The following is a 26,713-nucleotide window of genomic DNA, read 5'->3' on the forward strand; positions in this document are numbered from 1 at the left end:
CAAAAGAAATAAATAAACAAGGTTGATTTAATGGAAAAGGTTAGTTAGATTTCGTTCAAAACAAGCATATGTTAACGCGTTGTAACGTTAGCTAACTCTGATTTATCTTGCGTCAACAAGGAGTTAGCAACAAATGCGTAGATGTCATCAGTCACACGCTTATAACAAGCTGCGGTTGATAAACATTTTTAATTGAGAGAATAATGATGAAAACACCTACAGTTACCCGTCGCTTTTCTGGATGTAAGACAGGCTTGCAAACAGCGCTCCTCGCAAGCACCGCCATTGTTGCCGCCACTGCGTCAGCATCACAAAGTAAGTTTCAAGACGCGTTTGACTTTCAAGCAAGTTATACGGGTGAGTCAGCCACCAATATTGACGGTGGTGAACGCAGAGGCAGTGCCTATGCTGGTCAGCTTTTTGTAGGTGGGGAATTAGATTTAAATACGCTAGCGGGCTGGAAAGACACTAAAATCCATATTGCCATGACAAACCGACACGGCAAAAACTTAGCTGAGCACTACATTGGGAACAGTACGTCCGTACAAGAAATCTTTGGCGGCCAAAATACCCGTCTTGCTAGGTTTACGATTTCTTCCTCGTTTTTAGATGGCGATTTAGAACTGGAAGGTGGCCGCACAGTAGCGAATATCAGCTTTTTAGGCTCTGAACTTTGTCAGTACTTTCAAACCAATGCTGCTTGTGGGAACCCAACCTTTGTATTTAGAACCAGTAACTTTACTTGGTGGCCAGTTTCGAGTTGGGGTGGTCATGCGAAATACTGGTTTTCGCCAAAAACATACTTTCATACCGGCGTCTATGAAGATAACACCAGTCATCAAGACCTAGGCGATCACGGCTTCGATTGGGCGACTAATGAGGCTACAGGCATTGTTGTGCCCTTCACTCTGGGATATCAAACTACGTGGGACAATGACGAACTTCCAAGACGCTATGAAATTGGCGGTTGGTACGATGGGGCAGACTACACCGACCCAGTCTTTGATGAGGAGGGCAACTATGCGGCGCAGTCAGGCAATGATTACGCTGTTAGAAACGGTCGCTCGGGTATATTCGCACGTTTTGAACAAACTGTTACTCGTCCTAACCCACTAACGAAAGAAGGGTTAACACTATTCGGTGCAGTGCTAACCGGTACATCGGGCGAGCTGATTGAAGACTACTATATAAAAGCGGGCTTTGTATTGCGAGGCACACTGGCCTCACGCCCCGACGATACCATTGGCTTCGTATTTACCCGTCAACAGTACAGTGACGAAGCGCTAGAAGATCAGCGTATATTAAGAAGCATAAACGGCGGGTTTGGTACACCAGCAAGCAGCCAAACCATGTTAGAGCTAAGTTATGGTTATCAACTCAACGACCACGTAAGAATTCAGCCGAACGTTCATTACATTATCAACCCCGACCAATTCGCACAGCGCGACAGAGTCATGGCACTTGATGATGCGATTGTTCTGGGCCTAAGGTTCGACGTAAACCTAGCGGCTTTGATACTTTAAATCTCCCTGCAATACACTTTACAGCGCCTTCGGGCGCTTTTTTCAAACCGATGCCATTCCCTGCCGTTGTTTTTAATTAGTTTCAAGGACAACTTTCTACCAATCCAACTTCTCGCTATCTCTGTATTCACTACTATCTTATAGCGTTTTGAGCACCAATACGCTTAGCGTTTCAACATCAATCTATTCTACGTTGAATAAGGAATAAGAATGACAGACTCAGTACTTTTTAGCTCGTTTGATTGGGCAGAAAAAACATTGCAAAACCGCATGGTATTAGCCCCCATGACGAGAGGTAGAGCTGGCGCCGATCGCATACCCAATAAAATTATGGGCGATCACTATGTACAACGCGCAGATGCAGGGCTCATTATTACTGAAGCCACGGCCATTTCAGAAGAAGGCATTGGCTGGGTTGATACCCCTGGAATTTATACCGACAAAATGGTCGAGGGCTGGCGCTCGGTGGTCAATAGAGTGCACGAGGCAGGGGGTAAAATCGTTTTGCAACTCTGGCATACTGGACGCGCATCACACAGCGACTTCCACAATGGAAGTTTGCCCCTGTCTGCATCAGCAATAAAAATTGAAGGGGACGAAATTCACACGCCTAAAGGCAAAAAGCCCTACGAAGTGCCGAAGGCGATGACCTTTGACGATATAAAACGCACAGTACAAGACTACAAAAAAGCGGCCATTAACGCCAAGGCAGCGGGATTCGACGGTGTGGAAGTTCATGCGGCAAATGGCTATCTCATCAATCAATTTTTGGATAGCCGCAGCAATCAGCGAAACGATAATTATGGTGGTAGTGTCGATAACCGCTACCGCTTTTTGGCCGAGGTGATGGACGCAGTATTGAGCGTGTGGGATAAGGAGCACGTTGGCGTGAGATTATCGCCAAACGGTGTATTTAACGATATGGGGGCCGATGATTTTCGTGAAACCTTTACCTTTGTTGCCCAACAGCTAAACAAATTGGAGATAGGTTATTTACACGTAATGGATGGCTTGGCCTTTGGCTTCCATGAACGAGGCGAAGCCATGACCCTAGCTGAATTTAGAGCGCTATTCGACGGGATGATCATTGGAAACTGTGGCTACACCAAAGAAGAAGCCGAGAAACGTTTATCTGATGGCGATGGTGACATGATTGCGTTTGGAAGACCTTGGATCACGAATCCAGATCTGCCGACACGATTTAAGCATAGTTACCCTCTCGAGTCCTTTGACGATCCATCGTCATGGTACGGAGGTGGCGCAGAAGGCTACAACGATTTTGAAACCTACCGTGAGAAAAGTGGGAAGGACGCGATGACTTCGCTGACCTGATTGTCTTTGGGCAGAGCCTCGCAGCGCTCTGCCCTTTTCAAAAGCGTTATTTGAATTAAATCAATGCATAATGCTAACGCGTTCTCACTATTTAAAGATGCCCTAGTTAAACGACTTTTTCTTAGCGGCTAATACGGCAAGCTTTTCTAGACACGACATCCACGCGTAGTTGTGCTGATCGCACTCTTGCTTATTTAGAAAGCCCTGCTGAATGAGCACTAGCCTTACATTACCCTCTTCGGTCTTTTCGAAGTGAATGTCCACTGATGTCATCACCGACTCTTCCATATCATCTTCCCACGCCCAAGAGAACGACAGCTGCTCGTTCGCTAAAATAGTCACGTACTCACCAGTCAATGACATTTCAATACCGCTGGGATTCATCATCTTTATGCGATAGCGACCGCCTTCCTTGAAATCACTCATGATTTGTGTGACCGAACAATCGCCTGGTGCAAACCACTCACTAAGATATTCAGGCTCGTGAAATGCTGCAAAAACAAAGGGCAATGATGCATCTAGCGTTACATCAATTTTAAACTCGTGCATAAAGCTGCCTTAGATATTCTTTGACGTTAAAGATCTGTGTCTATCTTACCTTATAACAAAGGTTAGGCGCTCTAGCGTCATTTACCTTTGCTATAAATAAAAAATCCCGAGCCCGCGTAAGGAAAGGCCCGGGAGAAGGAGAACATCCTCAATATTTTTTATCGACAGCTCAAAGCAACTTCTTGAGCTAAAAAATGAACCTATGCACCTTTCATCAGTGAATCCATACTGGCCTTGCTGCCAAAGTGCTGTGAACTTACTCTTTCACTTACCGACAAATACAGATTGTCGATGTCGGCATTTGCCATAAACTTCTCACAAAACCCTGGAACATGAGGCTCGATAAAATGTTTGGCGGCTAGCATAAAGTGGGCAATGAGCTGTTTAACGTTGTCGGTACCCATGGCGATACGCATAGTCGTCAGTTCTATTCCTGCTTTCTTCTGCTCGTCTGAGCTGAGCTCAGAGTGAGAGGTCAGCGCCGGGCATAAAATTATCGTATTATTCTGGCCAATACTCACTTGGTGACTGAATGCCGGCTCTAAGGCATCGAAGAACCGCACAAATACATCGCGAGGCAGGTGTGCCGGCGCCATATCAACCGTGAATAAAGTACACGGCCAGCCGTGTGTATGCTGCTTTTCACGCAAACCGGCATTACTGTGTTCAGGCAGTGCGTGACAGTTAACGCGAATTTGATCGTGGGCATTCAAAAATGCAGTAAACACTTGCGTATTGATGACCTTGGTCATCATGCGCTGCTCTAAGGTCTTCATGCCGTTTAATACGTCAAAGGCCTTTTCAGAGTCTAAGAACGCACCTTTGATGTAGTACACATCCCAAAACATGGTCTGTGACCAATCAACACCATTTGCTGAACTGCCTTTTGGCTGGAACATGCGGTGCCCTTCGCCAATAACTACGCCTGCTGTGGTAGCACCGCTACCACACAAATCTTTGGTGTAGCTATGGATCACATAGTCTGGTCGTGCAGTTTTGTTTTTATGCTGAAGTGGCTGGTGCAGTACAGGTGTAGCAAGGGTGGAGTCCAACATTACCAACGCATCTTGTGCATGCGCTAACTCACAGATCCCAGGCACATCCAATACGTAACCATGTGGGTTACAAGGCGACTCTAAATACACGTGCATTTTCGCACCATTGCTTAAGCGCGACGCATGTTCAGTTTTAGTTTGCTGCATGAACTCTGCAAAGCTCTGTGCGTCATAACCGTCAAACCACGCAATCTGTATGTCCATTCGGTTGCTGCGGGCGAAATAATCATGAAGTAGCTGGTACACTCCGCCGTACACATTCCTCGAAACAATCAGTACATCACCATGACTAAGAACATTTGATAAACACGCATCAATGGCAGCCATGCCCGAGTTGAAGTTCCAGGCTAGATATTCGGCTGCGTAAGGACCCGCTTCCATATCCACAATGGCGTTAGCAAGGGAAATATTCGTTGGGTTTAAAAGACGTGAATAAATTTGGTGAGTAAATTCTTTGCCTTGAAACGCGTCGTCGACCCATTCAGTACAGGCATACACATAAGTCGCTGTTCTTACCACCACGGGTGTTGCAGAAAAAAGTGCCGTGACATTGTCGAATAGTGGATAGTGCCCTTGCGAACCATTGCCACTCGACAAACTTTGGTACGTGGCACGAAATGGGTTTTGCAACGTATCCAGTATCTTGGCAATTTGAAAAGACAGAAACTTTTTAGCGTTGAAATAAGCCAGTCTGTCTTCTTTATCAAGTCCTTGTAGCGTATTACTCGTAATATCCCATAGCTGCATAACGCTGGCTTGAGCACCATATAAGTGATGAGCGGTGTTGGCGAGTGCCCTACCGTAGTCGCTCTCAGCATTTATACCGAAATGAGATAATTGTTCCTCAACTAAAGCCTGCGTTGTTTCGGCTTGGGTTGTGTTACGCTTAGGTGAAAGTACCTTAGCGTGCGTTACATCAACATCTATTGAGTTTTGGAATTTGTTTTCTGACTGCATAGCGATTCCGTTGCAAATTGACTTCAGGTGCATGTACATGACACCAACACTGTTTACAAAAATGTAAAACTTAAATCACGCTTTTAGAACAATTGGCGTTACGATTGTGCAGTCAGACAGAGGAAAGAAAAGTTTACTTTAGGAGTGTTAAGCGAATGGCTGCAAAGGATTCAAAGAGGATTGAACTGACTATTTTAAGCGATGAGGCGAATGATATTGCCGAAGCGATTCGCCAAAGAATAGCAGATAATAACGACTTCATAGGCGCTGATGGTCTCCCGCTTTTAACGTTTAAAAAAATTGCTCAATGCCCTGAAGATGTAAATTCAGAAACCGTTACGGTACTGCTTGCAGACCCCGACCTTGCGTCTCGAATTATTGATACATGTTCAGCACTCACCTGGTGTCAGTCTACCTGGGCAGGCAATGCTCCCCTTCTAAATGCCGATAAGAAGAACTACATACTTACCGGACTAAAGGGAATTTTTGGTAAGCTAATGCGGGAATATGTTTTTGCTTACTTGCTTGGGCATGCCAGAAACGTAAAGGCTTTTGAGCAAAACCAGCGTGCCGCTCAGCCAATTTGGGAAGCATCAAAGCGAATGCCGCTAAATGGACAAACGCTTGGCATTGCTGGACTGGGAAGTATTGGGCAAGCATTGATCCCCGTTGCTCACGCATTGGGTATGAGCGTTGTGGGTTTAACCCGAAGCGGGCAAGCAGTGGAAGGTGCCGATGCTGTTTATACACCCGACACTATCGAAGCGTTTGCCAGAGTATGTGACCACGTGGTGAATTTAATGCCCGACACGCCATCTACGCAAAACATGCTTTCTCACGAATTTTTTAGTGCGCTGAAACCCCACAGTGTATTTATAAACGCAGGGCGAGGCAGTGCGGTTGACGACGATGCGCTCTTGCAAGTTTTAGACAACGGCGCATTGGCCCATGCAGTATTGGACGTCTTTCGTAACGAGCCTCTCGACCCAGCTCATTCGTTTTGGCAGCACCCTCGTATTTCAGTAACCGCTCACACTGCAGCGGAATCACAGCCAAGCGACGTAGCCGACGTGTTTTTAGAGAATGCGCTGCGTTACATCAACGGCGAATCGCTTAATTACCAGTTTGATTTTGCAAAGGGCTATTAGCGTTTAAATAGCCCTTCTCGTCATCCACTCAAGGCTAAAACAAAGCCTGTCTGTAGCGGGTTACGCTGACGCTTAAATTCTAGGGTCAGTTGCCGTTATCTCAATGCGATCATGGTGCTTTTCATGAAACGATAACAGCTGAGGATAATCCTTCATGCTGTGTAACTCACGGAATAGTACCCAGTCAATCATGCTGTACAAACAGATTTCGGGATAAGTCCAACCACTAAATCCACCCGCATCAAGCTGGTTTGACAGCGCATCTAACACAGCTTCAATTCGCTCGTTTTGAAGACGGTAATACATTTTGTCTTCGCTAATATCAAAGTCTGAACGTTTCAGCAGCATAAGCTGAACAAAGGAATCGTTAGCTGCATCAATCAGGGTTAGTTGATTCTCTTCTTCCCAACTTAACCCTTCGTGATCAAGCTTATCGGCAAGGTAGTTATAAATAATGCGAGAGTCGAAAATCATTTGGCCGTCATCTTCAAGACAAGGTACTTTGAGCGTAGGGTTGCGAGAGGCGAGCAACTCGCGATCTTCACCTGAAAAAATTTGAAGATTGAGAAATTCATGTTCTGTAGACGCAAGTACGATGCGAATGCGGCGCACGTAGGGAGAAGTGATAGAGCCATATAATTTCATAAACGCTGTCCTAAACCGTAGTCGTTCTATGAAATCAGTGTAGCCGGAATTTGAAAATAAAATGAAGTGTTGAGAACAAGACAACCGACAGGCATACAAAATGATGCGATGTATACCTATCGTATTGACATCAAGCGCTCAAAGCTGAACGTTCAACGCTTAAAAAGCGCAGTAGTGTATAGCTTAAGCCCTTAAACGCTAAAGCTTGCACCACAGCCACAGGTCGTCGTGGCATTTGGATTTTGAACTAAAAACCGTGAACCTTCCAGACCATCTACATAATCGACAATGCCACCGACCAAGTATTGTAAGCTCATCGGGTCGACAACCATAGTTACGCTGTCTTTTTCAATGGTCATATCGCCTTCGTTCACCTTCTCATCGAACGTGAAACCATATTGGAAGCCAGAACAACCACCACCTGTTACGTATACACGTAATTTCAAATCAGGATTTTCTTCTTCTGAAACAAGGGCTTTCACTTTCGCTGCTGCAGCGTCTGAAAACTCAATTGGCAACGCCGTTTCTACAGACATACCCACCTCTACATTAACCTCGTGCTTTCGCACTTTGTGCTTGGTCGCAATTATCTAATACTTGCGGATAGTTAGCAATTATTGGGGCAAAACTTAACGATTCAAGTTACTGCACATTAACGGCATTTCTTTTAAGTGACACGTTGAGATAGAAAAGTTAAGTAAACTAGTTAACACTAACAGATAGAAAATAGCAGTGTGGTCAACGTATCTAAAATATTGACGATACACGAATAAAGGGGCGGCATATGAGTACAACCGACAACTCTCAATTACCTTCTTCTACCCCAGTGCTGTTTGACGATTTCGGACAGTCTCGCTTTACGAGCAAAGAAGAATACAAAGACACGTTAGTGAAACAGCAAGAAAAACTCTTTCACGTTCAGCAATCTTACTTTCATCAGAAAAAACGAGCACTCATTGTGTTTGAAGGATGGGATGCGTCAGGGAAAGGCGGCGCTATAAGGCGTATAACAGAGAAATTGGACCCTCGTGGCGTGAGCGTATTTCCTGTGGCGAAGCCCGCAAAGGAAGACCAAGACAAACACTTTCTCTATCGCTTTTGGCAACACATCCCCTCCCCTGGCACACTTAAAATATTTGATCGCTCGCATTACGGAAGAGTGCTTGTAGAACGTGTAGATAAGTTGGTTGATGAAGAGGTATGGCAGCGCGGTTATAACGAAATAAACGCATTTGAAAAAACGCTCAGTGACAGCGGGGTTCGCATTATCAAACTCTTTATGCATATTTCGTCAAGCGCACAGCGGGAGCGGTTTGAAGAGCGGCTGCACAACCCTTTCAAGCGCTGGAAGTTAACCGAAGAAGACCTGCATAACCGCAAGATGCGAAACGCCTACGCAGAAGCTACAAATGACATGTTCAAGCACACCCACACGCGTTATGCGCCATGGCATGTAATTAACGGGGAATTTAAGTGGCAAGCAAGGGTTAACGTGCTTGACGCCGTTATCGCCAAACTCAGTGAAGGCGTAGAAATTTCTCCGCCTCCACTTGATGAGCGTTTAATCGCGCTAGCCTCCAAACAACTAGATGTCGATGAAGATCTAATGAGCAACTAAGGTGATAGAACGCTGGCAGGCAGCCATAACTAATTAAGCGATTAAGCCTTAGTTATTGCTGTCTGGCAAAGTCACGTTCAATTCAAGTACGCTGCAATCATCGTTATTGTCTAGCTGTACTGATACTTGATCGTCAGCAATCGTCACGTATTTGCGAATTACCTGAATAATTTCCTGCTGCATCATTGGCAAGTAATCAGGCTCTGTTCGCTTTTTACGTTCGTGCGCAACAATGATTTGTAACCGCTCTTTGGCGACCGCTGCGGTGCTTGGCTTTTGCTTCTTTTTGAGCAGGTCGAAAATTCCCATTATTTCCCTCCTAGCAGACGCTTAAAGAACCCTTTCTTCTCTGCTTCTAGGAAACGATGTGGAACAGTTTCGCCTAGCAGACGTTTTACAGCGTCAGCATAAGCTTGTCCTGCATTAGCTTCTTCGTCAAGAATAACCGGCTGACCTTGGTTAGATGCTTTCAGCACCGATTCAGATTCTGGAATAACACCCAATAGTGGAATCGCCAAAATTTCTTCAACGTCTGCGACACTTAGCATTTCAGCACTTTCAACTCGGCTTGGGTTGTAACGGGTTAATAAAAGGTGTTCTTTAACCGGTTCGCCCTTTTCTGCGCGCATCGATTTACTTTGAAGAATCCCCAAAATACGATCTGAATCACGTACAGACGACACTTCAGGGTTAGTAACCACAATGGCTTCATCAGCGAAATACAACGCCATCTGTGCGCCTTGCTCAATCCCCGCTGGCGAATCACAGATAATAAACTCAAAGTCTTTCTTAAGCTCGTCTAATACGGCCTGCACACCTTCAACGGTAAGCGCGTCTTTATCGCGAGTTTGCGATGCCGGAAGAATGAAAAGGTTTTCCGTTCTTTTGTCTTTAATTAGCGCCTGTTTAAGTGAGGCCTCTTTATTAATGACGTTTACGAAATCGTAAACAACGCGGCGTTCACACCCCATGATAAGGTCTAGGTTTCGCAAGCCCACATCGAAGTCGATCACTACCGTTTTATGGCCTGCTAACGCAAGTCCCGTACTTATTGCTGCACTCGATGTAGTTTTGCCTACACCACCTTTTCCTGAGGTTACTACGATAATCTTTGCCATCTATTCTTTCCTATTAGTGCGTACAAAGCATTAAGCCAACGGCTCTATACGTAATGTTTCTTCTTCTAAATATACTTGTGCAGGTTTCTTCCAGCATTCACCTTTCACGGATTCGTGCATAATGAATTGCCCTGCAATTGAAATAAGTTCCGCGTCTAACGACTGGCAAAATACACGGGCTCCCGTATTGCCTTTTACGCCTGCCAGCGCACGGCCGCGCAGTGTGCCGTAAACATGAATATTACCATCGGCAAGCAGCTCAGCCCCCTCGCTTACAGAAGCCGTTACCACCAAGTCTCCGCCTTCGGCATAGACTTGCTGACCAGAACGTACCGGACGGTTAATTACTTTGGCAGGTTTGAGCGTGGTTGCGGCTGCAGGAGCCGGTTCACTTTTTGGCGGCGCAGAAACGGTTTGATCTTGTTGTGCGGTTTGAGAAAGGTTTTCGCCGCTTCCGTTATTGTTATCACTACCATTCGCTTTGTGCGAACGAAGGGCGCTGTCTGTAAATTTGCTTTGGCTTACATCGGCTAACCCCAAATCATTGATGGTAGGCTTCAGCTCTGCCACCTCACCTTTCACGGCCATGGGCTGTAATTGCAATCGACGACATAGCGCCACCAGCAGCTCGAACTCTGTAGCAGATAAAGGCTTTATTAAATGTAAAATCAGTGAGGAACGGGTAAAGAACTGCGGCGCGCTCGCGACCTTCTGAGATAACTGAGCTTCAAAATTATCTGGCTCAAAATCTATTACTTCTAACACAATACTGGTGAGCGTAGTGCCCTTCATGCGAAAGCAAGTTTCTGTCATTTTTTCTTCCCGAAAAGGCGTCACTTTCCTCATAGCAATTAGCCATGACAATAAGCAAAACCTATTAGCGCTAGTGTCTGTTGCTGTCTTACGCAGCTATACAATTTATTTATTGTGTCACTGTATCAAAAATCCCGTTCGCATACAGCAACTGTATACCGGTTAAAACACGTTTTACCCTGATATTAACCCTTGAATAAGCCAAGAACGTGCCAATCGTTGAGCAGTTTTTAATCAAGCGTAAATTATGCGAGTTTTTAGTGCGTCCAGTTTGTATACAAACGCCTCTTTCACCACAAAAAAAGTGCGATCGTAGATCGCACTTTTATCACCTTCGTTTTCTCACAGCGCTTAAGGTGTGGTAAGTTTTTTCGGGTCTAGCAGTGATTCTAGCTCGCCTCTGGGGATATCTGTCATGGCTTCGGCCACATCTATAACGGGCTTGTTTTCTTTGTAAGCGGCTTTTGCGATTTCCGCGGCTTTTGCATAGCCAATGACAGGATTAAGTGCAGTGACAAGTACAGGGTTTCTGTAAAGCGCAGCTTCAATGTTGTCTTGATTCACAGTGAAGCCTTCTATCGCCTGCTCGCCGATTAGCGTTGCACTGTTGGTCATTAGCGACAAACTTGAAAGCAAGTTGCTGGCAATCATCGGTAGCATTACATTTAACTCAAAATTCCCAGACTGCCCACCTACAGTAATCGCCGTATCGTTACCTATTACCTGTGCTGAAGCCATTGCCACTGCTTCTGGAATAACCGGGTTTACCTTGCCGGGCATGATCGATGAACCTGGCTGTAGCGCAGGCAGCGCAATCTCACCTAAACCAGCCAAAGGCCCAGAATTCATCCAGCGCAAGTCATTAGCAATTTTCATAAGGGTGACAGCCAAACTTTTCGTCGCACCGGAAAGCGTCACTGCAGTGTCTTGAGAGCCAATCAATGCAAAGAAATTGTCAGCGGGCTTAAACGCAATGTCGGTGAGCTCCCCTAGTGCATCTGAAAATGTCGTAGCAAAATTCGCATGGGCGTTTACACCTGTTCCCACCGCAGTGCCTCCTTGGGCAAGGGTTTGAATAGCTGGCTGCACAGCGCGCAGAGTTTTCACCTGCTGCTTAAGCTGAGATGCCCAAGCCAGTAAGCTTTGGTCCATGCCCACAGGCATCGCATCCATGAGGTGAGTGCGTCCGGTCTTGCAGTATTGCGCTACCGACTTGGCTTTGACTTCGATAGTACGAACTAAACTTTCAACGGCCGGTATAAGCTCGTTTGACAATGCAATAGCCGCGCTAACATGAATGGTGGTAGGGATCACATCATTTGAACTTTGCCCGTAATTTACATGATCATTCGGATGAACCTCTTCGCTAGAATAACGAGAGGCTAAGCGAGCAATGACCTCGTTGGCGTTCATGTTTGTGCTGGTGCCTGAACCAGTCTGAAATATATCAACGGGAAAATGCTGCATCACATCATCAAGTGCCAACAGCTCATCACAGGCTTTAACTATCGCTTGGCCGCGATCTTTATCCAGCACTTTGAGTTTCATGTTGGCTTGTGCTGCGGCTTTTTTTACGGTAATCAACGCGCGTACGAAGGCTTCGGGCATGCGCTGCCCGCTTATAGGGAAGTTTTGAATGGCACGCTGAGTTTGCGCGCCGTAGAGTGCATTTTCGGGGACCTGTAGCTCGCCCATACTGTCGCGTTCTGTGCGTGTTGCTGTCATGACTCGTATCCTTGTGTTGATATAGCTAGTTTTTCCGGCGTGGTTGCCACGCTTTTATCAGAATCCTATTAGGGCTAGTGGCATTAGAAAACTAGGCCCTAGTAAGTGAGTTATAAAAATGGTGCACTAGCGCTTGCAGACCTTTGCTGTACATCAAAGATCAACAGGCTCTCTGGTGTTCATGTCTATTTTTATTCTCGCAAGCGCAATTCGATCACTCTCGTTACACGCGTAGCGCTCAGCTTTAAGTAACGGCTTGTACAAATGCTCTAAACAACTATGCCGCCATTGCTGACCGACCTGCGGATCGCACAGGGTTTCATAAAGCACCTCAACCGCATTTTTATAGATAGAAAATTTGTCTCTATCACTTGGCAATAAGTTGGCAACGAAAGTTACGCCATCGAGATAGTTTCTTAAAAGCGTTGAGTTCAGCTCATTGTCGTTGTATCCAAATCGAACGTGTTGAACTACATTTCGTATCGAAGACATGTGCATCCCTTATGCGTGAAAAAATAAAAAAGAGCTTTGTTTATATATCTCTTTGTATACCACTTAATATAAATGATAATCGTTAGCATTTACAATGATCCAGTGCTATTCTTTTTCGTAAAGAAAATTGAATCTTCCAATTCCACCGATAGGTGAAGTTAACCAAAATTCAAAGGACATTATTTATGATCAAGAAGTTACTTGGTGGCACAGCCCTTTTTCTTATGGCCTCTGGTGCATTTGCTAACGAATGCGAAGTGACTGTGGAATCAAACGATGCCATGCAATTCAATACGTCGAACGTCGTTATCCCGGCGAGTTGTAGCGAGTTTACCGTGACGTTGAAGCACACAGGTCAGCTGCCAAAACAAGCCATGGGCCATAACTGGGTGATGACAACAAAAGCCAACGGACAAGCAGTAGCAACAGACGGTATGAGTGCGGGTTTAGACAACAATTACGTTAAGCCAGACGATAAGCGTGTGATTGGCGCCACTGACATTATTGGCGGCGGTGAACAGACTTCGACGACCTTTTCTGTTGAAGGTTTAAGTAAAGATGAAGAATACATGTTCTTCTGCTCGTTCCCTGGTCACATCGGCATCATGAAAGGCACAGTTACGCTTTCGAGCTAAGTTGTTGCGAAAACTAGGCGTGCGTAACTCGGCACGCCTTAAACATGGATAACAGTAGGTCGAGGGTGTAGTTGTAATGGATACGGCGTCTCACACATCAAAAAGCGCTAAGGCGGTGGTCCGGTATAAGCACTTACCTTCTTTTACTAGCGCTTTATTAAGAAACGTTTTTTTTCCTTACTTAACCAATAAACGGCTGTTGATGCCGCTGTTTATAGCCATTCTTCTTACTTATAACGCCACCCGGGCGGTTACCTTGTCTGTGTTGTCAGATGCATTTTTTCAAGTGGCAGCGTTTGTTTATGCATCGCTTGCGCTTTATTACGTCGCCACGTTGCGCATTTCAGCCGAAACCATTGGTAATTATATGAAAGCGCACCCTGTGCATGAAGTAGGGTTATCTGCCCTACTTGGTGCTCTGCCAGGCTGCGGCGGTGCTATTATCGTTGTCACGCAGTACACGCGAGGTGTGACAAGCTTTGGAGCCGTGGTAGCAGTGCTAACCAGCACTATGGGAGATGCCGCATTTCTGTTACTCGCCCAAGCGCCGTTAGATGCCTTAACCGTAATGGCCGTCAGCGTCACGGTGGGTGCAATGACGGGGCTAGCGGTCAATAAATTTCATAATTACCAGGCTCCTGAAGCTGATGGTGCGCTACAACAATCACAAAACTGTGATGAACCCAAAGCAGTAAGCCACAAAGCCATATCACTTTCTAAGGTATTCTGGATGATTGCGAGTTTACCCTCGTTGGCGATTGCGCTTGGTTTGGCGTTTCAACTTCCCGTACACAGTTACCTTGCTATCAGTGAAAGTACACTAACGCTGATTGGCGCCGCGTTATGTATTTCGAGTCTTGGACTATGGTCTTTGTGTGGTTCGGGAAGCGGATACGCTTCGATTACGAAAGAAGATATAATTTTGCCTCCGCCTAAATGGCAAGAGAAAGCCGCATTAGACACACAGTTTGTATTGGCATGGGTAGTACTCGCGTTTCTTATGTTCGAGCTGTCTGTTGTCTGGTTTGGGCTAGACATTGCAGGGCTGCTTCAATCCATGGGCCCCGGCTTAGTTGGCTTGGCGATCATCATCGGGTTCTTACCTGGTTGCGGTCCGCAGATATTGGTAACCAGCTTATACCTTAATGGCGCTGTTCCGTTTTCAGCACAACTTGGCAATGCAATAAGTAATGACGGCGATGCCTTGTTTCCCGCCATTGCGCTCTCACCCAAAGCAGCGCTTATTGCCACAGTGTACTCTGCTATTCCTGCGTTTCTTGTGGGTTATGGCTACTGGTATTTGTTTGAATAAAGCTCTCGATGCGTTAAAAGGTTGAATTAACGGATAGGAAAGCGCTGCCCTACAGCGATTACTCTATTTCGACAGAAAGCGCTTCATTCCACGGCACGCTTATCTCATAGTTGCCTTTACGGGTTTTGTATTGATAGACCCTTGTAGAAAAAGCAATGGATTCGGGGTTTATATCTTCCTCGATAGTGAGAGTTACGTTAACGGCTTGGAAAAAGCGAAAGCGGTATTTGATATCTTCTGCCAGCAGGCTCGATTCGCCCGATTTCAGCGTGATCGCTTCACCGTTTCGCTGACCGACTACGGCAATATCTAAACTGCCATTTATCACTGCTTTTTGCTGTTTAGATTGCAGTAAAACCAACCTAAGTTGATAGGTATTGTCACTTAACTTAAAAACTTCTACCCCTTCAATGGCAAAACCTTCGTCGGTTTTCTCAGGCGCCACGACGCGTTCATAGAAACTCAGTAATTCTTGTTGCGCCTCTAGTTCTTTTTTCTGTTCGCCTAACGTATTGGTAATGCTCTCCGTCTCGAGCGTGGCAAGCTCCATGGCGACTTCCAGCTGATTCACTTTGGTAGTAAGCGCATGGTTTTCTTCAGACAAAATAGCAATAGTTTCTTGCTGAGCCTGTACTTTCTTGCTGTCGCCTTCGTCAATAATTCGCGCTAGCTTATAGCCGAACCCAACCATGGCAAACATAATAAGCGCCACTAACAGTGTCCACTTGTAGTTGCCTAAAACTTCTTTTAACTGATCTGTCGTCATGATATCTACATCAACAAAAAACACCGTGCGCTAAGGCGCTCTAAACATTATGAATTTTAGGTGTTTATGGTAAGCTTCTTTTTACGTTAATCTACTGTACCACAACATGCGCTTGCAGGCTTTAAGAGAGGAAGTAGCTCATCCACGCACATCCATTCAGTTGTGCATGCTGGGCATTGTAGGGGGAACCTGCGCGGCGCTTATCATCATACTGTTTCGGCTATGCGTTGAATGGCTTCAAGAAACAGGGGTATCGTCGCTTAAGTCAGTCCTTGCTTACGACTGGTTAGTATGGCTAATCATGCCGCTTATAAGTGTTGGCCTAATACTATTCATTGCTTTTCTCACTGGCTTCAAACATTACCGCTTGGGTATTCCCTTTGTTATTCACCGAGTGAAATACTATTACGGTTATGTACCTCTTAGGACAACCATAAACCAATTTTTTGGTGGCATGCTCGCGCTAGCAGGCGGTTTTGTCGTGGGCCGAGAAGGCCCTTCTGTGCATATGGGGGCATCGAGCAGTAGTTTTCTTGGACAATGGCTTCGCTTGCCTTACAACAGTATTCGAATTCTGGCTGGTTGTGGCATTGCAGCGGGTATTTCTGCTTCGTTTAATACCCCTTTTGCTGCCGTCATCTTCGTAATGGAAGTGGTGCTTAGAGAATACAAAATCCACATATTTGTTCCTATCATGCTGGCCGCTGCCTGTGGCTCTGTGCTCACTCGCATTGTATTTGGGGAAGTAAACGAGCTTTCGTTTTTATCGTTTAATGCATTTAGCCAGTGGATGTATTTTTACTTGGTGCTACTAGGTATTCTGTTAGGCATGCTTGCGGTATTATTTAATAGCCAGCTCATGCGGGTAATGACGTGGTTCAGGCCGGTTTCCATGGTGTGGCGTTTAATACTTGCTGCGCTAATTACCGGTACCATTGGTATGTTTATACCTGAAGCCCTTGGCGCCAACTTTATCGATGTTGAGCACTTATTTGATAGCTCCCCCGGCGCGCTGCTGTTGGTTTCTACTTTAGTGTTTAAAGTTATCTTGGCGGTATTTGCTATTGGCCTCGGTATTCCAGGAGGGATCATTGGCCCTGTAATGGTCATTGGCATGCTCGCTGGCGCCGTACTTTTACTGCCACTGTCGTACTTTATTGACATACCCGAATTTACCAACAGCTTCGCCCTGTTAGGCATAGCTGGTATGTTGACCGCCGTATTGCACGCACCTCTTGCTGCGCTTTCCGCGGTTATGGAACTATCGTACAGCCCGCAAATTATTCTACCAGCCATGTTGGTAATTGTGCCTGCTTACGTGACTTCTACGCAGTTCTTTGGCAACCGCTCTATTTTCATACGCCAGCTTGATTATCAAAATCTCCCTTACGCTATCTCGTCTATTCGTGAAGCACTTGAGAAAACAGGCGTACTTGCAGCAATGAATACCGAGTACAAGCTATTTCACGATGCGCCAGAGCAAGCGTTAATTAACTACTTAGAAAGCGATCCAACAAAAATTGTCATTCAGAAGTTAAAATTTGAAATAGATGTGCAGTATAAGCTGGTCCAATACAATGTGAGTTTGGAACACGATGCAACAGCGTTAAACTATTACGAAATGGAAGGGATTAGCGCGCAGTCTACGTTGCACGAAGTATACGAACACCTTAAAAATTCGCGCTCTGGCGCAGTTTATATTTACGATCAGGAGCTTAACGATATTATTGGCGTAGTAACGTGGAATATCTTACAAAGTTTCTTACAGAAGGCTCATTATTAATATGTACATTTTATGGTTTAAAGCGCTGCACATCTTTTTTATGCTGGCTTGGATGGCAGGGCTTTTCTATCTACCGCGACTGTTCGTTTATCACGCGACAACGAAATCTCAAGTGGTAAAAGACGAATTTAAGGTCATGGAACGCCGCCTGTGGTTGTTTGTTACTCCATTCGCCTTGTTAACTCTAGCATTCGGCGTTGCGCTTATTGTCAGCTATGGTGGAACCTGGTTTAAAATGTCGGGGTGGCTTCATATAAAGTTACTGCTGCTTCTTGCTATTTACGGCTATCACTTCTATTTGTTTAAGTTGATGAAGCAATTTGCACGAGACGAAAATAGACACTCTCCGCGCTTTTATCGCTTTTTAAATGAAGCGCCGGTGCTTATCATTCTCGCCATCGTTTGCCTGGCTGTGGTAAAACCTTTATAAAAGTTTCAGCCAAACTAAATAATAAAGGCGCACGTACAAAGTTATTGAAAAGCCAGTACTCAAGGAACCAGTACTGCTGTGTAGTGTGAGAAGCAATTTTAAGCTTGTTGTTGAGAGTATTGTAAGCATTGCACATAGTCGCCCAGAACCTGCTGTTTCTCGGGTTTAACAAATTGTTTTTATCGGAATGCTATACATGGATGACAGTAATCAACACCTCAAGAATTTGCTCAAACAGACAGATATTGCCTTTAAGGCGCTTATGAGGGAGCCTGCTTCAATGCTTCTTAACGAGCAATACGAAAAGGCAAAGCTTGAACTAGACAGCTATACTGCTTCGCTTAAACACACGTTGAATCAACGGCATCAACAACAAAGACAGCGCTAATTTTGAATTAGCGTTTTTTGCTTCTCCTGCAGTTCCCAGTTATTGAACTTTAGCTAGGTTATTTTGTTAAAGGTTTCAAATTGATTGGGTAACGCGCCTGCTAGCTCCCCTGACAACTTGGTGTAATCTGCCAGCACCGAAGGAAGCTGTTTTACAAGCATGTCGATGTTACTTTCAAGCTGAGCAGCTTGTTTGTCGTTTCTGTAAGACAAGGCTAATTCAATATTAGCAAGCGTTGAAAAAAGCTTTAAACATCGAGACAGGCGAACTTCTGCAGGTTCTGTTTTCTCAGGCTCGTTACTGTCACAGTCTTTCTTGTTCGCCTTACTTTTTTCTAAATGCTTTTCCCAATGGTTCCACGCATTTTGCCACACAGGTTCTAATTGCTTGTGCACGTGTAAAAGCCCATTTAGCCAGCTTTCGAGCTCTTTCGAAGGCCTCGTCGTTCCTTGCACCTCTATCGCAACGGTTAATTCATTAGGCATGGGCGACTTTTCCTGACGCATAAAATCTAAATGCGCCCGCAGGCCATTCATTAATGTATCAGCAAGCTTATCTACATCTTTGTCTACAAGGTGGCTGTCACTCGACTGTATGAGCCACGGCATCCACTGTTCGGGCATGGGAATTTCTGGAGCGGAGGCGACGGCAAAGATCATCCCATCTACGTAATAAGCATCCGGAAGCACATTTTTGAAACTGGGTAGCGAAACAATATCGCTGATTGTGTTTATTGGAAACCTATCTTTCACCATTACCATCCTATTTTAATTTGCGTTCTCTTTTATGAAACGGTAGTCTGCGCGGCCACTTTGTAAAGGGCATGTTTTGTAACCTTGTATCTACCCAAAATAATGGGAAATTAGATAAAGAGTAAACAGCAAACTTCTACACTGGGTACGCGACAATAGGTTTAAAACCAATCTGTTACTGTATTGGTTTAGCGGTACTGTTGCGTGCTCGCCTACCTATTGTCATGATAGCAAAACTTAACTAAGAGTCGTTGCAATGGCAAAAGATAAATCAGGATACATCATCGCGGCCGCCTTTATTGGCCCTGGAACAGTAACTACGGCAAGTCTGGCAGGTGCAAACTTTGGCTTTCACCTAGTATGGGCGCTCCTTTTCTCCATATTCGCAACCATAGTACTTCAAGATATGGCAGCGCGTTTGGGGGTGGCCAGCGGCCAAGGCCTAGCCAGTGCAATGAAAAATATGGCTTACAAGCCCTGGCTTAAAAATCTTTTTATCGTGCTTATCGTCAGTGCTATTGGCATTGGCAACGCAGCCTATGAATCGGGCAACCTGACCGGCGCAGCAATCGGTCTAGACGCATTTATCAGTATAGGCATTGGCCCTTGGGCCAGTATTTTGGGCACTATCGCTATAGTTTTACTCTGGTCGGGCAGCTACAAGTGGATAGAGACAGTACTGGTTTATCTCGTCTTTATTATGGCTGGTGTGTTTTTAGTGACATTGCTGGTGGCCAAACCTGATATTGCTGCCATGTTTAGTCAGTTAATGTCTCCACGACTGGACGCAGGCGCCATTACCACGGTGCTGGCGCTTATCGGCACAACCATCGTGCCTTACAACTTGTTTCTTCACGCTAGCCTAGTTGCAAAATCATCGGAAGGCCAAGATAAACAAGAAGCGGTCGTCGCGTGCAGAAACCAGTCTGCTAGAGCTATTAGTATGGGTGGGCTTATTACGCTTATCGTAATGGCAACAGCAATGATGGCGTTCTTCAATCAAGCGGCCACTATGGACGCTTCGAACATGGGCGAGCAGCTTAAGCCGGTATTGGGTGACAAAGCTCAGTGGTTCTTTGCACTAGGGTTGTTCGCCGCCGGCTTAACCAGCGCTATCACTGCACCGCTAGCGGCCGCTTATGCGGTAACAGGAGCACTAGGGCTTTCTGACGATATGCAAAGCAAGAGCTTTAAAGCGGTATGGTTTATCATCATTGTAGTGGGGGTCAGCGTTGCAGCACTTGGCTTTAAGCCCCTACCCGCCATCTTGTTTGCTCAAGCAACTAATGCTCTTTTACTGCCAATTATTGCCATATTTCTATTGGTCGTTATGAATAAAAGCACCGCGCTGGGGGAATTTAGAAACACATGGAAAAGTAACCTGGCAGGCTTTCTAGTAGTGGGTACTGTGATTGGGTTGGGTCTGTATAAACTAGTCGGCGTATTTAGCTAGCTTCAAAAATGGGGTCAGAGTAATTTTCTCCCTTTGTATATCATCGTAGTGTGCACTCGCAGATAGCAATGAAATTACGTGACTAACAAACTAACTGCATATGAAAAGGGCCAAAGTAATACTTTGGCCCTTTTCATTAGAGAGCGTAGCTGCAAAAAGTACTCTGACCCCAATTCTTAGCTTGCGAGGCGTTGCAGAATAACTTGGAGCATTGCTTTGCTGCAGCCAAAGTTAATTCTGAAATGATCAGCCTTGTGAAAATCGATGCCTGGTGACGGGCCTACGCCTTTCTCTTCGGCCCACTGCTGGACGTTCTCTACACCTAGTCCGCTGGCGTCTACCCACGCAAGGAACGTCGCATCGGCTTTGAGCATTTTAAGCCCGTCAATGCTGTTTACTGTGTTAAACACCATATCTCTGTTTTCACGTAAATAGGTAAGTTGCTGCTGATGCCACTCGTCACATTGAGTGAATGCTGCTTCCGTAGCCGCCAAGCCCAATACAGTAACCCAAGGTACTATACCCGCTGCGGCATTGGTAAATGCCTGACGCAGTTGTCGATTAGGGATAATGGCAAAAGACGTTCCCAAACCAGCAATATTAAATGTTTTACTGGCAGCCATTAGCGTAACGCTATTTTCAGCAAGGTTGGACTCGCGGCCCGCCGGGATGTGCTGTTTGCCTTCTTCTAAAATAAGGTCGCAGTGAATTTCATCAGAGCAAAGCTTAACGTTATTCGCGTTACAGATCTCAGCAATGCGATCTAACTCAGCCTTAGTAAGCACCGAACCTACCGGGTTCATTGGGTTACAAAGAATAAACAGCTTACATTTAGGATCAGCCGCTTCTCTTTCTAATGCATCAAAATCTAACGTATAGCGCGCACCTTCAACACTCGAGATAGTTTCAGAACTTGTGCCGTCGTCATTTTGCACTACCGTACCTATATCTACCCGTTCAAGACCATTTAGTTTTGGGGCGGCCAGTAGAGGCGGATAATTAGGTGTTTGAATAAGTACTTTATCACCGGGTTCACAATAGGCTTTACACGCTACGTTAAACGCTGGCACAACGCCTGGTGTCCACACTAGCCACTCGGGTTGAATTTCCCAATTATGCTTATCTTTAAGCCATCTCACTACAGCCTGAATAGCGCCTTCATGATGTGCAGGCAGTATGTAACCCATGTTGCCATGCTCAACCTGACCCGAAATGGCGTCTAGAATTGGCTGCGCGCAACGAAACTCAGTATCGGCAACCCACGCAGGAATGATGTCTTTCCCTTTGTACTTTTGCCATTTAAACGAAAACGTATCTTTTCTAGGAGGGGTATTATCGAATAAGGCGCTCACATTACATCCTGTTGCATAAAAACTTATGCCAACAGTGTAGAATTTTAGCGCCTCATAAACTAGGGGCGTGAGATGAATTAACCTGAATTTTCTATATCGAAATGTACTTTAATAGAGATAAATTAACACGTGAATGCCAAAGGTAAATTGCGCATTGCTGTCCTAACCTGTTTTACGTTGTCATCGTTAACCACGAAGTAGATTTTTGGCCCGCATGCACACCTTTAGCGTGCGATACATAAAATGAAAAACAACCTACAGGCTTAGCTGGCCTGCGACACCGCCTCTCTCGATTTTTGAACTAGCTCTTCCATATTGAGTGGCTTAGCAAGAAAACCGGTAACCTGAAGTTTACGCGCTTCTATCACTAACTCTTTGTTAGGGTCGGCAGTAATGAGTAGAAATGGAACGTCCAAACCCGAAGACTGGCAGGTTTTTAGAAGACTTAGCCCATCATAATCCGGCATTATTTGATCGCTAATGATCAAACTTATAGAGTCAGAGCTTTGTTGCAGCAAAAAATCCCTTGCAAATTTACTACGCGTAAACGGATATACGGTAGCGTCTAACTGCGTTTCCAACGCGTCGGTTATAAGATCAAGCGTGATAGGATCATCTTCAACTACTGCTACAGAAAACACTACCCTTCCCCTTTCATTATATTATTAGACGTAAATATTAACATTTTAAATCTCGCTGAGTGGGTAATAATTTACGCGAATTGGTATAATCAAGAATAGAATCTCTGAATGCTTTTAACCACTAACCTTTGGTCGATATTTAAACGTTTTCTAACGTTTTAGTGATAATGCTAGAAAGCAGCTTTATTGATAGGAAGTGACGGTGTGTAAGTTGAGAGACGATTTGAGAGATTGCAGGCCAAACCCATCGGCAAAATGGAAAAAAAATGCCAGCTGACGCTGGCATTTTCAAAATCAATGTAAGTCTTGGAAGCTATTAAGACTTAGGTGCACGTGATGCACGCTTACGCTCGTTTTCTGTAAGAAGCTTCTTACGAATACGGATAGATTCAGGCGTTACTTCTACTAGTTCGTCGTCATCAATGAACTCAAGCGCTTGTTCAAGTGACATTCTGATAGGCGGAACAAGTGTTTGCGCTTCATCAGTTCCTGATGCACGAACGTTAGTAAGCTGCTTACCTTTAAGCGCGTTAACAGTAAGGTCATTGTCACGGCTATGAATACCGATAACCATACCTTCGTACACTTCAACACCATGACCGATGAATAGACGACCACGTTCTTGAAGATTAAACAGGGCGTTAGTTAGTGCTTTACCATTTGCGTTTGCAATAAGAACACCGTTTTTACGCTTACCAATGATACCGCCTTTGTATGGACCGTAGTGATCAAACGTGTGGTATAGCAAACCAGAACCTGACGTCATTGTCATAAAGTCTGTTTGGAAACCAATTAGACCACGGCTTGGAATAATAAAGTCGATACGAACACGGCCTTTGCCATCTGGAGACATATCGGTCATTTCTGCTTTACGAAGACCAAGCTGTTCCATGATTGAGCCTTGGTGCTCTTCTTCACAGTCAATCGTTAGTGTTTCGTAAGGTTCTTGAGTTTCACCATCAACTTCTTTCAGAATTACTTCTGGACGAGATACAGCTAGCTCGTAACCTTCACGACGCATATTTTCAATAAGAATACCTAGGTGAAGTTCACCACGACCTGATACGCGGAACTTATCAGGGTCTTGAGTTTCTTCAACGCGAAGCGCAACGTTGTGTACTAGTTCGTCGTTAAGACGCTCTAGGATGTTACGTGACGTTACATATTTACCTTCTTTACCCGCAAACGGAGACGTGTTTACCTGGAATGTCATGGTTACAGTAGGCTCATCAACCGTAAGTGGCGGAAGCGCTTCAACCGTATTTTGGTCACAAATTGTGTCAGAGATCTTAAGTTCGCCAAGACCTGTGATAGCAATGATGTCGCCAGCATGCGCTGATTCAACTTCGTGACGTGCAAGACCAAGATAGCCGTAAACTAAGCCAACTTTACCGTTGCGCTTTTCGCCATCAGCAGTAACAACCGTTACTTGTTGGTTTGGCTTAACAGAACCGCGCTTAACACGACCTACGCCGATTACGCCCACGTATGAGTTGTAATCAAGCTGAGAAATCTGCATTTGGAAAGGACCGTCTACGTCTGCATCAGGTGCAGAAACTTGCTCGACGATAGTTTCAAATAGCGCATTCATGTCTTCTTGCGGCTCGTCAGCATCGTGTGACGCCCAGCCATTAAGTGCAGAAGCGTAAACAACTTGGAAATCTAGCTGTTCGTCAGTCGCACCTAGGTTGTCGAAAAGGTCAAATACTTGGTCCATAACCCAATCTGGGCGAGCACCTGGCTTGTCGATTTTATTGATAACAACGATTGGCTTTAGACCTTGAGCGAATGCCTTTTGCGTAACAAAGCGCGTTTGTGGCATTGGGCCTTCTTGTGCATCTACAAGTAGAAGTACAGAGTCAGCCATTGACATGACACGCTCTACTTCACCACCGAAGTCAGCGTGTCCTGGAGTGTCTACGATGTTGATACGGTAGTCGTTCCAGTTAATCGCTGTGTTCTTAGCTAGGATGGTAATGCCACGTTCTTTCTCGATGTCGTTCGAGTCCATTACGCGCTCTTCTTGCTCGCCTCGAGATTCAAGGGTGCCAGACTGCTGTAACAGTTTGTCTACCAGGGTGGTTTTACCGTGGTCAACGTGGGCGATGATTGCGATGTTACGCAATTTACTAATATCAGTGGTATTCATGCTTATATAGAGCCTGTGTAAATCGATGCCGACTTATTTCGGAAATCGAATAAGTCTGCATTAGATTTGTTGCAAAAAAATGCAGATAGAAAAATTTGCGCGGATTGTACAGAAAAACCACGACGTTTGCGCATCTTTTTTTTGATAGAAACGAGTTTTATTGCTTTTCGAAAACCAGACCAATAAATAACCAAGCGCTTTTGCACTGAATTGATCATATTAAGTGGCTATACACTAAAAAGTAATCTAGGCTGATTGACGTACAAATGAGCACAAAACGCCATATTGGTGCAGCAATGCACCAATATGGCGCATTTTAATTCAAACGGAAGTGATAGATGCCTGTCTATGCCACAAAAATCGGTGTACATATAGATGGCATGATAATCGCTTTCACTTTTGCCACTGTTGGAGTGAAGCTGATCATTCCGCATTTTTACATTAAACCTGGAGGACACGATGTCAGTAGAAAAGGCATTAGAGCTGATTAAAGAAAGTGAAGCGAAGTTTGTAGATTTACGTTTTACCGATACAAAGGGTAAAGAGCAACACGTATCTATTCCTGCGAGCGTTGTTGATGAAGAGTTTTTCGAAGAAGGTAAAATGTTCGATGGTTCTTCAATCGCTGGCTGGAAAGGCATCAACGAATCAGACATGGTTCTTCTTCCAGACGCAACAAGCTGCGTTGTTGACCCTTTCGCTGAAGAAACACAAGTAAACATTCGTTGTGACATTGTTGAACCTTCTACAATGGAAGGTTATGAGCGTGATCCACGTTCAGTTGCTCGCCGTGCAGAAGAATTCCTAAAATCAACTGGCATCGGTGACACATGTTTCTTTGGCCCAGAGCCAGAGTTTTTCCTTTTTGACGACGTTCGCTTCCACACTGACATGGCGGGTTCTTTCTACAAGATTGACTCTTCTGAAGCAAAATGGAACTCTGGCGAAGAATTTGAAGGCGGCAACATGGCACACCGCCCTGGCGTTAAAGGCGGTTACTTCCCAGTACCACCAGTAGATTCTGCTCACGATATCCGTGCTGCAATGTGCCTAGTTATGGAAGAGATGGGCCTTGTTATCGAAGCTCACCACCACGAAGTAGCAACTGCTGGCCAAAACGAAATCGCTTGCGAATTCAACACGCTAGTTAAGAAAGCCGATGAAATCCAAGTTTACAAGTATGTTGTTCACAACGTTGCACACGCATACGGTCAAACTGCTACCTTTATGCCTAAGCCGCTTGTTGGCGACAATGGTTCTGGTATGCACTGCCACCAATCTATCTCTAAAGATGGCGTAAACATCTTTGCGGGTGACAAGTACGCAGGCCTTTCTGAAGAAGCACTTTACTACATCGGTGGTATTATCAAGCACGCGCGTGCAATCAACGCGTTTGCTAACGCTTCAACTAACTCATACAAGCGTCTAGTTCCTGGATTCGAAGCACCGGTAATGCTTGCATACTCTGCACGTAACCGTTCTGCGTCTATTCGTATTCCTCACGTAACTAGCGATAAAGCGCGTCGTATCGAAGTACGTTTCCCTGACCCAACAGCCAACCCATACCTAGCGTTCACCGCTATGCTTATGGCGGGTATCGACGGTATTAAGAACAAGATCCATCCTGGTGATTCAATGGATAAAGACTTGTACGACCTACCGCCAGAAGAAGCTGCTGAAATTCCAACAGTTGCAAGCTCGCTAGAAATGGCGCTTGAAGCTCTTGATAACGACCGTGACTTCCTTAAAGCGGGTGGCGTTATGACTGACGACATGATTGATGCATACATCGACCTTAAGTCTGAAGAAGTAACAAAACTTAACATGACTACTCACCCAGTTGAGTTCGACATGTACTACAGCGTGTAAATTCGCACTGTATAGCAATTTATACTAAAGCCCGCTCTGCGGGCTTTTTTTATGCGTACGATTTATCTACTATGTTTTTATAGCTATGCTAACGAATACTCTTTCATGCTACATCAACTGCGCACAGGGCTTTGCCCCGCTTGCACTTGCATACATCTAAAGAGGTTATCAATAAGCCAAACGTAGCAAGCTATGTGAATTAGCCAGC

The 26,713-nt window shown here is 45.1% G+C and carries 25 protein-coding genes; 11 read left to right on the plus strand and 14 right to left on the minus strand.

All coding sequences use genetic code 11. The annotated features are described in order from the left end of the window. Positions 1-203: 203 nt before the first annotated feature. On the plus strand, positions 204-1,523 hold the full coding sequence (locus ACXAGV_RS02645; protein WP_474871634.1) for a carbohydrate porin: 1,320 nt from the start codon (positions 204-206) through the stop codon (positions 1,521-1,523). Positions 1,524-1,733: 210 nt separating this feature from the next. Next, positions 1,734-2,855: an alkene reductase gene (locus tag ACXAGV_RS02650; RefSeq protein WP_474871636.1), complete on the plus strand. Its 1,122-nt coding sequence runs from the start codon at positions 1,734-1,736 to the stop codon at positions 2,853-2,855. A 102-nt stretch (positions 2,856-2,957) separates the two neighbouring features. Here the strand turns inward: ACXAGV_RS02650 and ACXAGV_RS02655 are convergent, their stop codons facing one another. Both ACXAGV_RS02655 and ACXAGV_RS02660 read right to left on the minus strand, forming a co-directional pair. Next, positions 2,958-3,404, minus strand: coding sequence for an SRPBCC family protein (locus tag ACXAGV_RS02655; RefSeq protein WP_474871638.1), 447 nt, complete (start codon positions 3,402-3,404; stop codon positions 2,958-2,960). A 200-nt stretch (positions 3,405-3,604) separates the two neighbouring features. Then, complete coding sequence (locus ACXAGV_RS02660) at positions 3,605-5,416, minus strand: trans-sulfuration enzyme family protein (RefSeq protein WP_474871640.1); 1,812 nt, start codon at positions 5,414-5,416, stop codon at positions 3,605-3,607. A gap of 155 nt (positions 5,417-5,571) precedes the next feature. Between ACXAGV_RS02660 and ACXAGV_RS02665 the strand changes: the two genes are divergently transcribed. Further along, complete coding sequence (locus ACXAGV_RS02665; RefSeq protein WP_474871642.1) at positions 5,572-6,564, plus strand: D-2-hydroxyacid dehydrogenase; 993 nt, start codon at positions 5,572-5,574, stop codon at positions 6,562-6,564. A gap of 72 nt (positions 6,565-6,636) precedes the next feature. On the opposite strand, the gene ACXAGV_RS02670 is transcribed toward ACXAGV_RS02665, so the two are convergent. Together ACXAGV_RS02670 and erpA are read right to left on the minus strand one after the other, a co-directional pair. Further along, on the minus strand, positions 6,637-7,209 hold the full coding sequence (locus tag ACXAGV_RS02670; protein WP_474871644.1) for a glutathione S-transferase family protein: 573 nt from the start codon (positions 7,207-7,209) through the stop codon (positions 6,637-6,639). Between the two features lie 191 nt (positions 7,210-7,400). Continuing rightward, positions 7,401-7,745, minus strand: a complete 345-nt coding sequence (erpA, locus tag ACXAGV_RS02675; RefSeq protein WP_014950570.1) for an iron-sulfur cluster insertion protein ErpA — start codon at positions 7,743-7,745, stop codon at positions 7,401-7,403. Between the two features lie 248 nt (positions 7,746-7,993). On the opposite strand from erpA, the gene ACXAGV_RS02680 reads away from it, so the two are divergent. Further along, positions 7,994-8,827, plus strand: coding sequence for a polyphosphate kinase 2 family protein (locus ACXAGV_RS02680; RefSeq protein ID WP_474871647.1), 834 nt, complete (start codon positions 7,994-7,996; stop codon positions 8,825-8,827). 48 nt (positions 8,828-8,875) lie between these two features. Here the strand turns inward: ACXAGV_RS02680 and minE are convergent, their stop codons facing one another. From minE to ACXAGV_RS02705, 5 genes are all read right to left on the minus strand, one after another. Next, the gene (gene minE / locus ACXAGV_RS02685) at positions 8,876-9,136 is read right to left on the minus strand and encodes a cell division topological specificity factor MinE (RefSeq protein ID WP_014950572.1); all 261 of its coding nucleotides are present in this window, start codon (positions 9,134-9,136) and stop codon (positions 8,876-8,878) included. After that, positions 9,136-9,945, minus strand: coding sequence for a septum site-determining protein MinD (gene minD / locus ACXAGV_RS02690; protein ID WP_474809451.1), 810 nt, complete (start codon positions 9,943-9,945; stop codon positions 9,136-9,138). The genes minE and minD overlap by 1 nt, the downstream gene beginning before the upstream one ends. A 30-nt stretch (positions 9,946-9,975) precedes the next feature. Then, the gene (minC, locus tag ACXAGV_RS02695) at positions 9,976-10,758 is read right to left on the minus strand and encodes a septum site-determining protein MinC (RefSeq protein ID WP_474871649.1); all 783 of its coding nucleotides are present in this window, start codon (positions 10,756-10,758) and stop codon (positions 9,976-9,978) included. A 351-nt stretch (positions 10,759-11,109) separates the two neighbouring features. After that, the gene (locus ACXAGV_RS02700; protein ID WP_474871651.1) at positions 11,110-12,483 is read right to left on the minus strand and encodes a class II fumarate hydratase; all 1,374 of its coding nucleotides are present in this window, start codon (positions 12,481-12,483) and stop codon (positions 11,110-11,112) included. A 153-nt stretch (positions 12,484-12,636) separates the two neighbouring features. Further along, complete coding sequence (locus ACXAGV_RS02705; RefSeq protein ID WP_474871652.1) at positions 12,637-12,975, minus strand: hypothetical protein; 339 nt, start codon at positions 12,973-12,975, stop codon at positions 12,637-12,639. 185 nt (positions 12,976-13,160) lie between these two features. Between ACXAGV_RS02705 and azu the strand changes: the two genes are divergently transcribed. Together azu and ACXAGV_RS02715 are read left to right on the plus strand one after the other, a co-directional pair. Then, the gene (azu, locus tag ACXAGV_RS02710; RefSeq protein WP_474871654.1) at positions 13,161-13,610 is read left to right on the plus strand and encodes an azurin; all 450 of its coding nucleotides are present in this window, start codon (positions 13,161-13,163) and stop codon (positions 13,608-13,610) included. Positions 13,611-13,686: 76 nt separating this feature from the next. Beyond that, on the plus strand, positions 13,687-14,922 hold the full coding sequence (locus ACXAGV_RS02715) for a putative manganese transporter (RefSeq protein WP_474871656.1): 1,236 nt from the start codon (positions 13,687-13,689) through the stop codon (positions 14,920-14,922). A 58-nt stretch (positions 14,923-14,980) separates the two neighbouring features. Here the strand turns inward: ACXAGV_RS02715 and ACXAGV_RS02720 are convergent, their stop codons facing one another. Continuing rightward, complete coding sequence (locus ACXAGV_RS02720) at positions 14,981-15,688, minus strand: DUF6776 family protein (RefSeq protein ID WP_474871658.1); 708 nt, start codon at positions 15,686-15,688, stop codon at positions 14,981-14,983. Between the two features lie 106 nt (positions 15,689-15,794). Here ACXAGV_RS02720 and ACXAGV_RS02725 point away from each other — a divergent pair, with 106 nt between their 5' ends. The 3 genes from ACXAGV_RS02725 (at position 15,795) to ACXAGV_RS02735 (ending at position 18,289) form a co-directional block, all read left to right on the plus strand. After that, positions 15,795-17,471 (plus strand): chloride channel protein, encoded by a 1,677-nt coding sequence (locus ACXAGV_RS02725; protein WP_474871660.1) that lies wholly within the window; start codon positions 15,795-15,797, stop codon positions 17,469-17,471. A 1-nt stretch (position 17,472) separates the two neighbouring features. Continuing rightward, entirely contained in the window at positions 17,473-17,901 is a 429-nt protein-coding gene (locus tag ACXAGV_RS02730) for a CopD family protein (protein ID WP_474809457.1), read from the plus strand. A 196-nt stretch (positions 17,902-18,097) separates the two neighbouring features. After that, the gene (locus ACXAGV_RS02735; protein ID WP_474871662.1) at positions 18,098-18,289 is read left to right on the plus strand and encodes a hypothetical protein; all 192 of its coding nucleotides are present in this window, start codon (positions 18,098-18,100) and stop codon (positions 18,287-18,289) included. 53 nt (positions 18,290-18,342) lie between these two features. Here ACXAGV_RS02735 and ACXAGV_RS02740 read toward each other — a convergent pair whose 3' ends face one another. Then, the gene (locus ACXAGV_RS02740; protein ID WP_474871664.1) at positions 18,343-19,044 is read right to left on the minus strand and encodes a UPF0149 family protein; all 702 of its coding nucleotides are present in this window, start codon (positions 19,042-19,044) and stop codon (positions 18,343-18,345) included. Positions 19,045-19,297: 253 nt separating this feature from the next. On the opposite strand from ACXAGV_RS02740, the gene ACXAGV_RS02745 reads away from it, so the two are divergent. Then, a complete protein-coding gene (locus ACXAGV_RS02745; protein WP_474871665.1) occupies positions 19,298-20,494 on the plus strand; it encodes an Nramp family divalent metal transporter in 1,197 nt (398 codons plus the stop codon). 176 nt (positions 20,495-20,670) lie between these two features. Here ACXAGV_RS02745 and ACXAGV_RS02750 read toward each other — a convergent pair whose 3' ends face one another. The 3 genes from ACXAGV_RS02750 to typA all read right to left on the minus strand — a co-directional run bounded on the left by ACXAGV_RS02750 (position 20,671) and on the right by typA (position 24,636). Next, positions 20,671-21,846 carry a MalY/PatB family protein gene (locus ACXAGV_RS02750; RefSeq protein ID WP_474871667.1) on the minus strand — a complete coding sequence of 392 codons (1,176 nt, stop codon included), beginning with the start codon at positions 21,844-21,846 and terminating at the stop codon, positions 20,671-20,673. Between the two features lie 263 nt (positions 21,847-22,109). Further along, positions 22,110-22,487, minus strand: coding sequence for a response regulator (locus ACXAGV_RS02755; protein ID WP_474871669.1), 378 nt, complete (start codon positions 22,485-22,487; stop codon positions 22,110-22,112). A 316-nt stretch (positions 22,488-22,803) separates the two neighbouring features. Next, positions 22,804-24,636: a translational GTPase TypA gene (gene typA, locus ACXAGV_RS02760; RefSeq protein ID WP_474871671.1), complete on the minus strand. Its 1,833-nt coding sequence runs from the start codon at positions 24,634-24,636 to the stop codon at positions 22,804-22,806. A 459-nt stretch (positions 24,637-25,095) separates the two neighbouring features. On the opposite strand from typA, the gene glnA reads away from it, so the two are divergent. Further along, the gene (gene glnA / locus ACXAGV_RS02765) at positions 25,096-26,505 is read left to right on the plus strand and encodes a glutamate--ammonia ligase (protein ID WP_014980177.1); all 1,410 of its coding nucleotides are present in this window, start codon (positions 25,096-25,098) and stop codon (positions 26,503-26,505) included. Positions 26,506-26,713 lie beyond the last annotated feature (208 nt).

Source organism: Alteromonas sp. ABH4_453 (genome assembly GCF_056160665.1).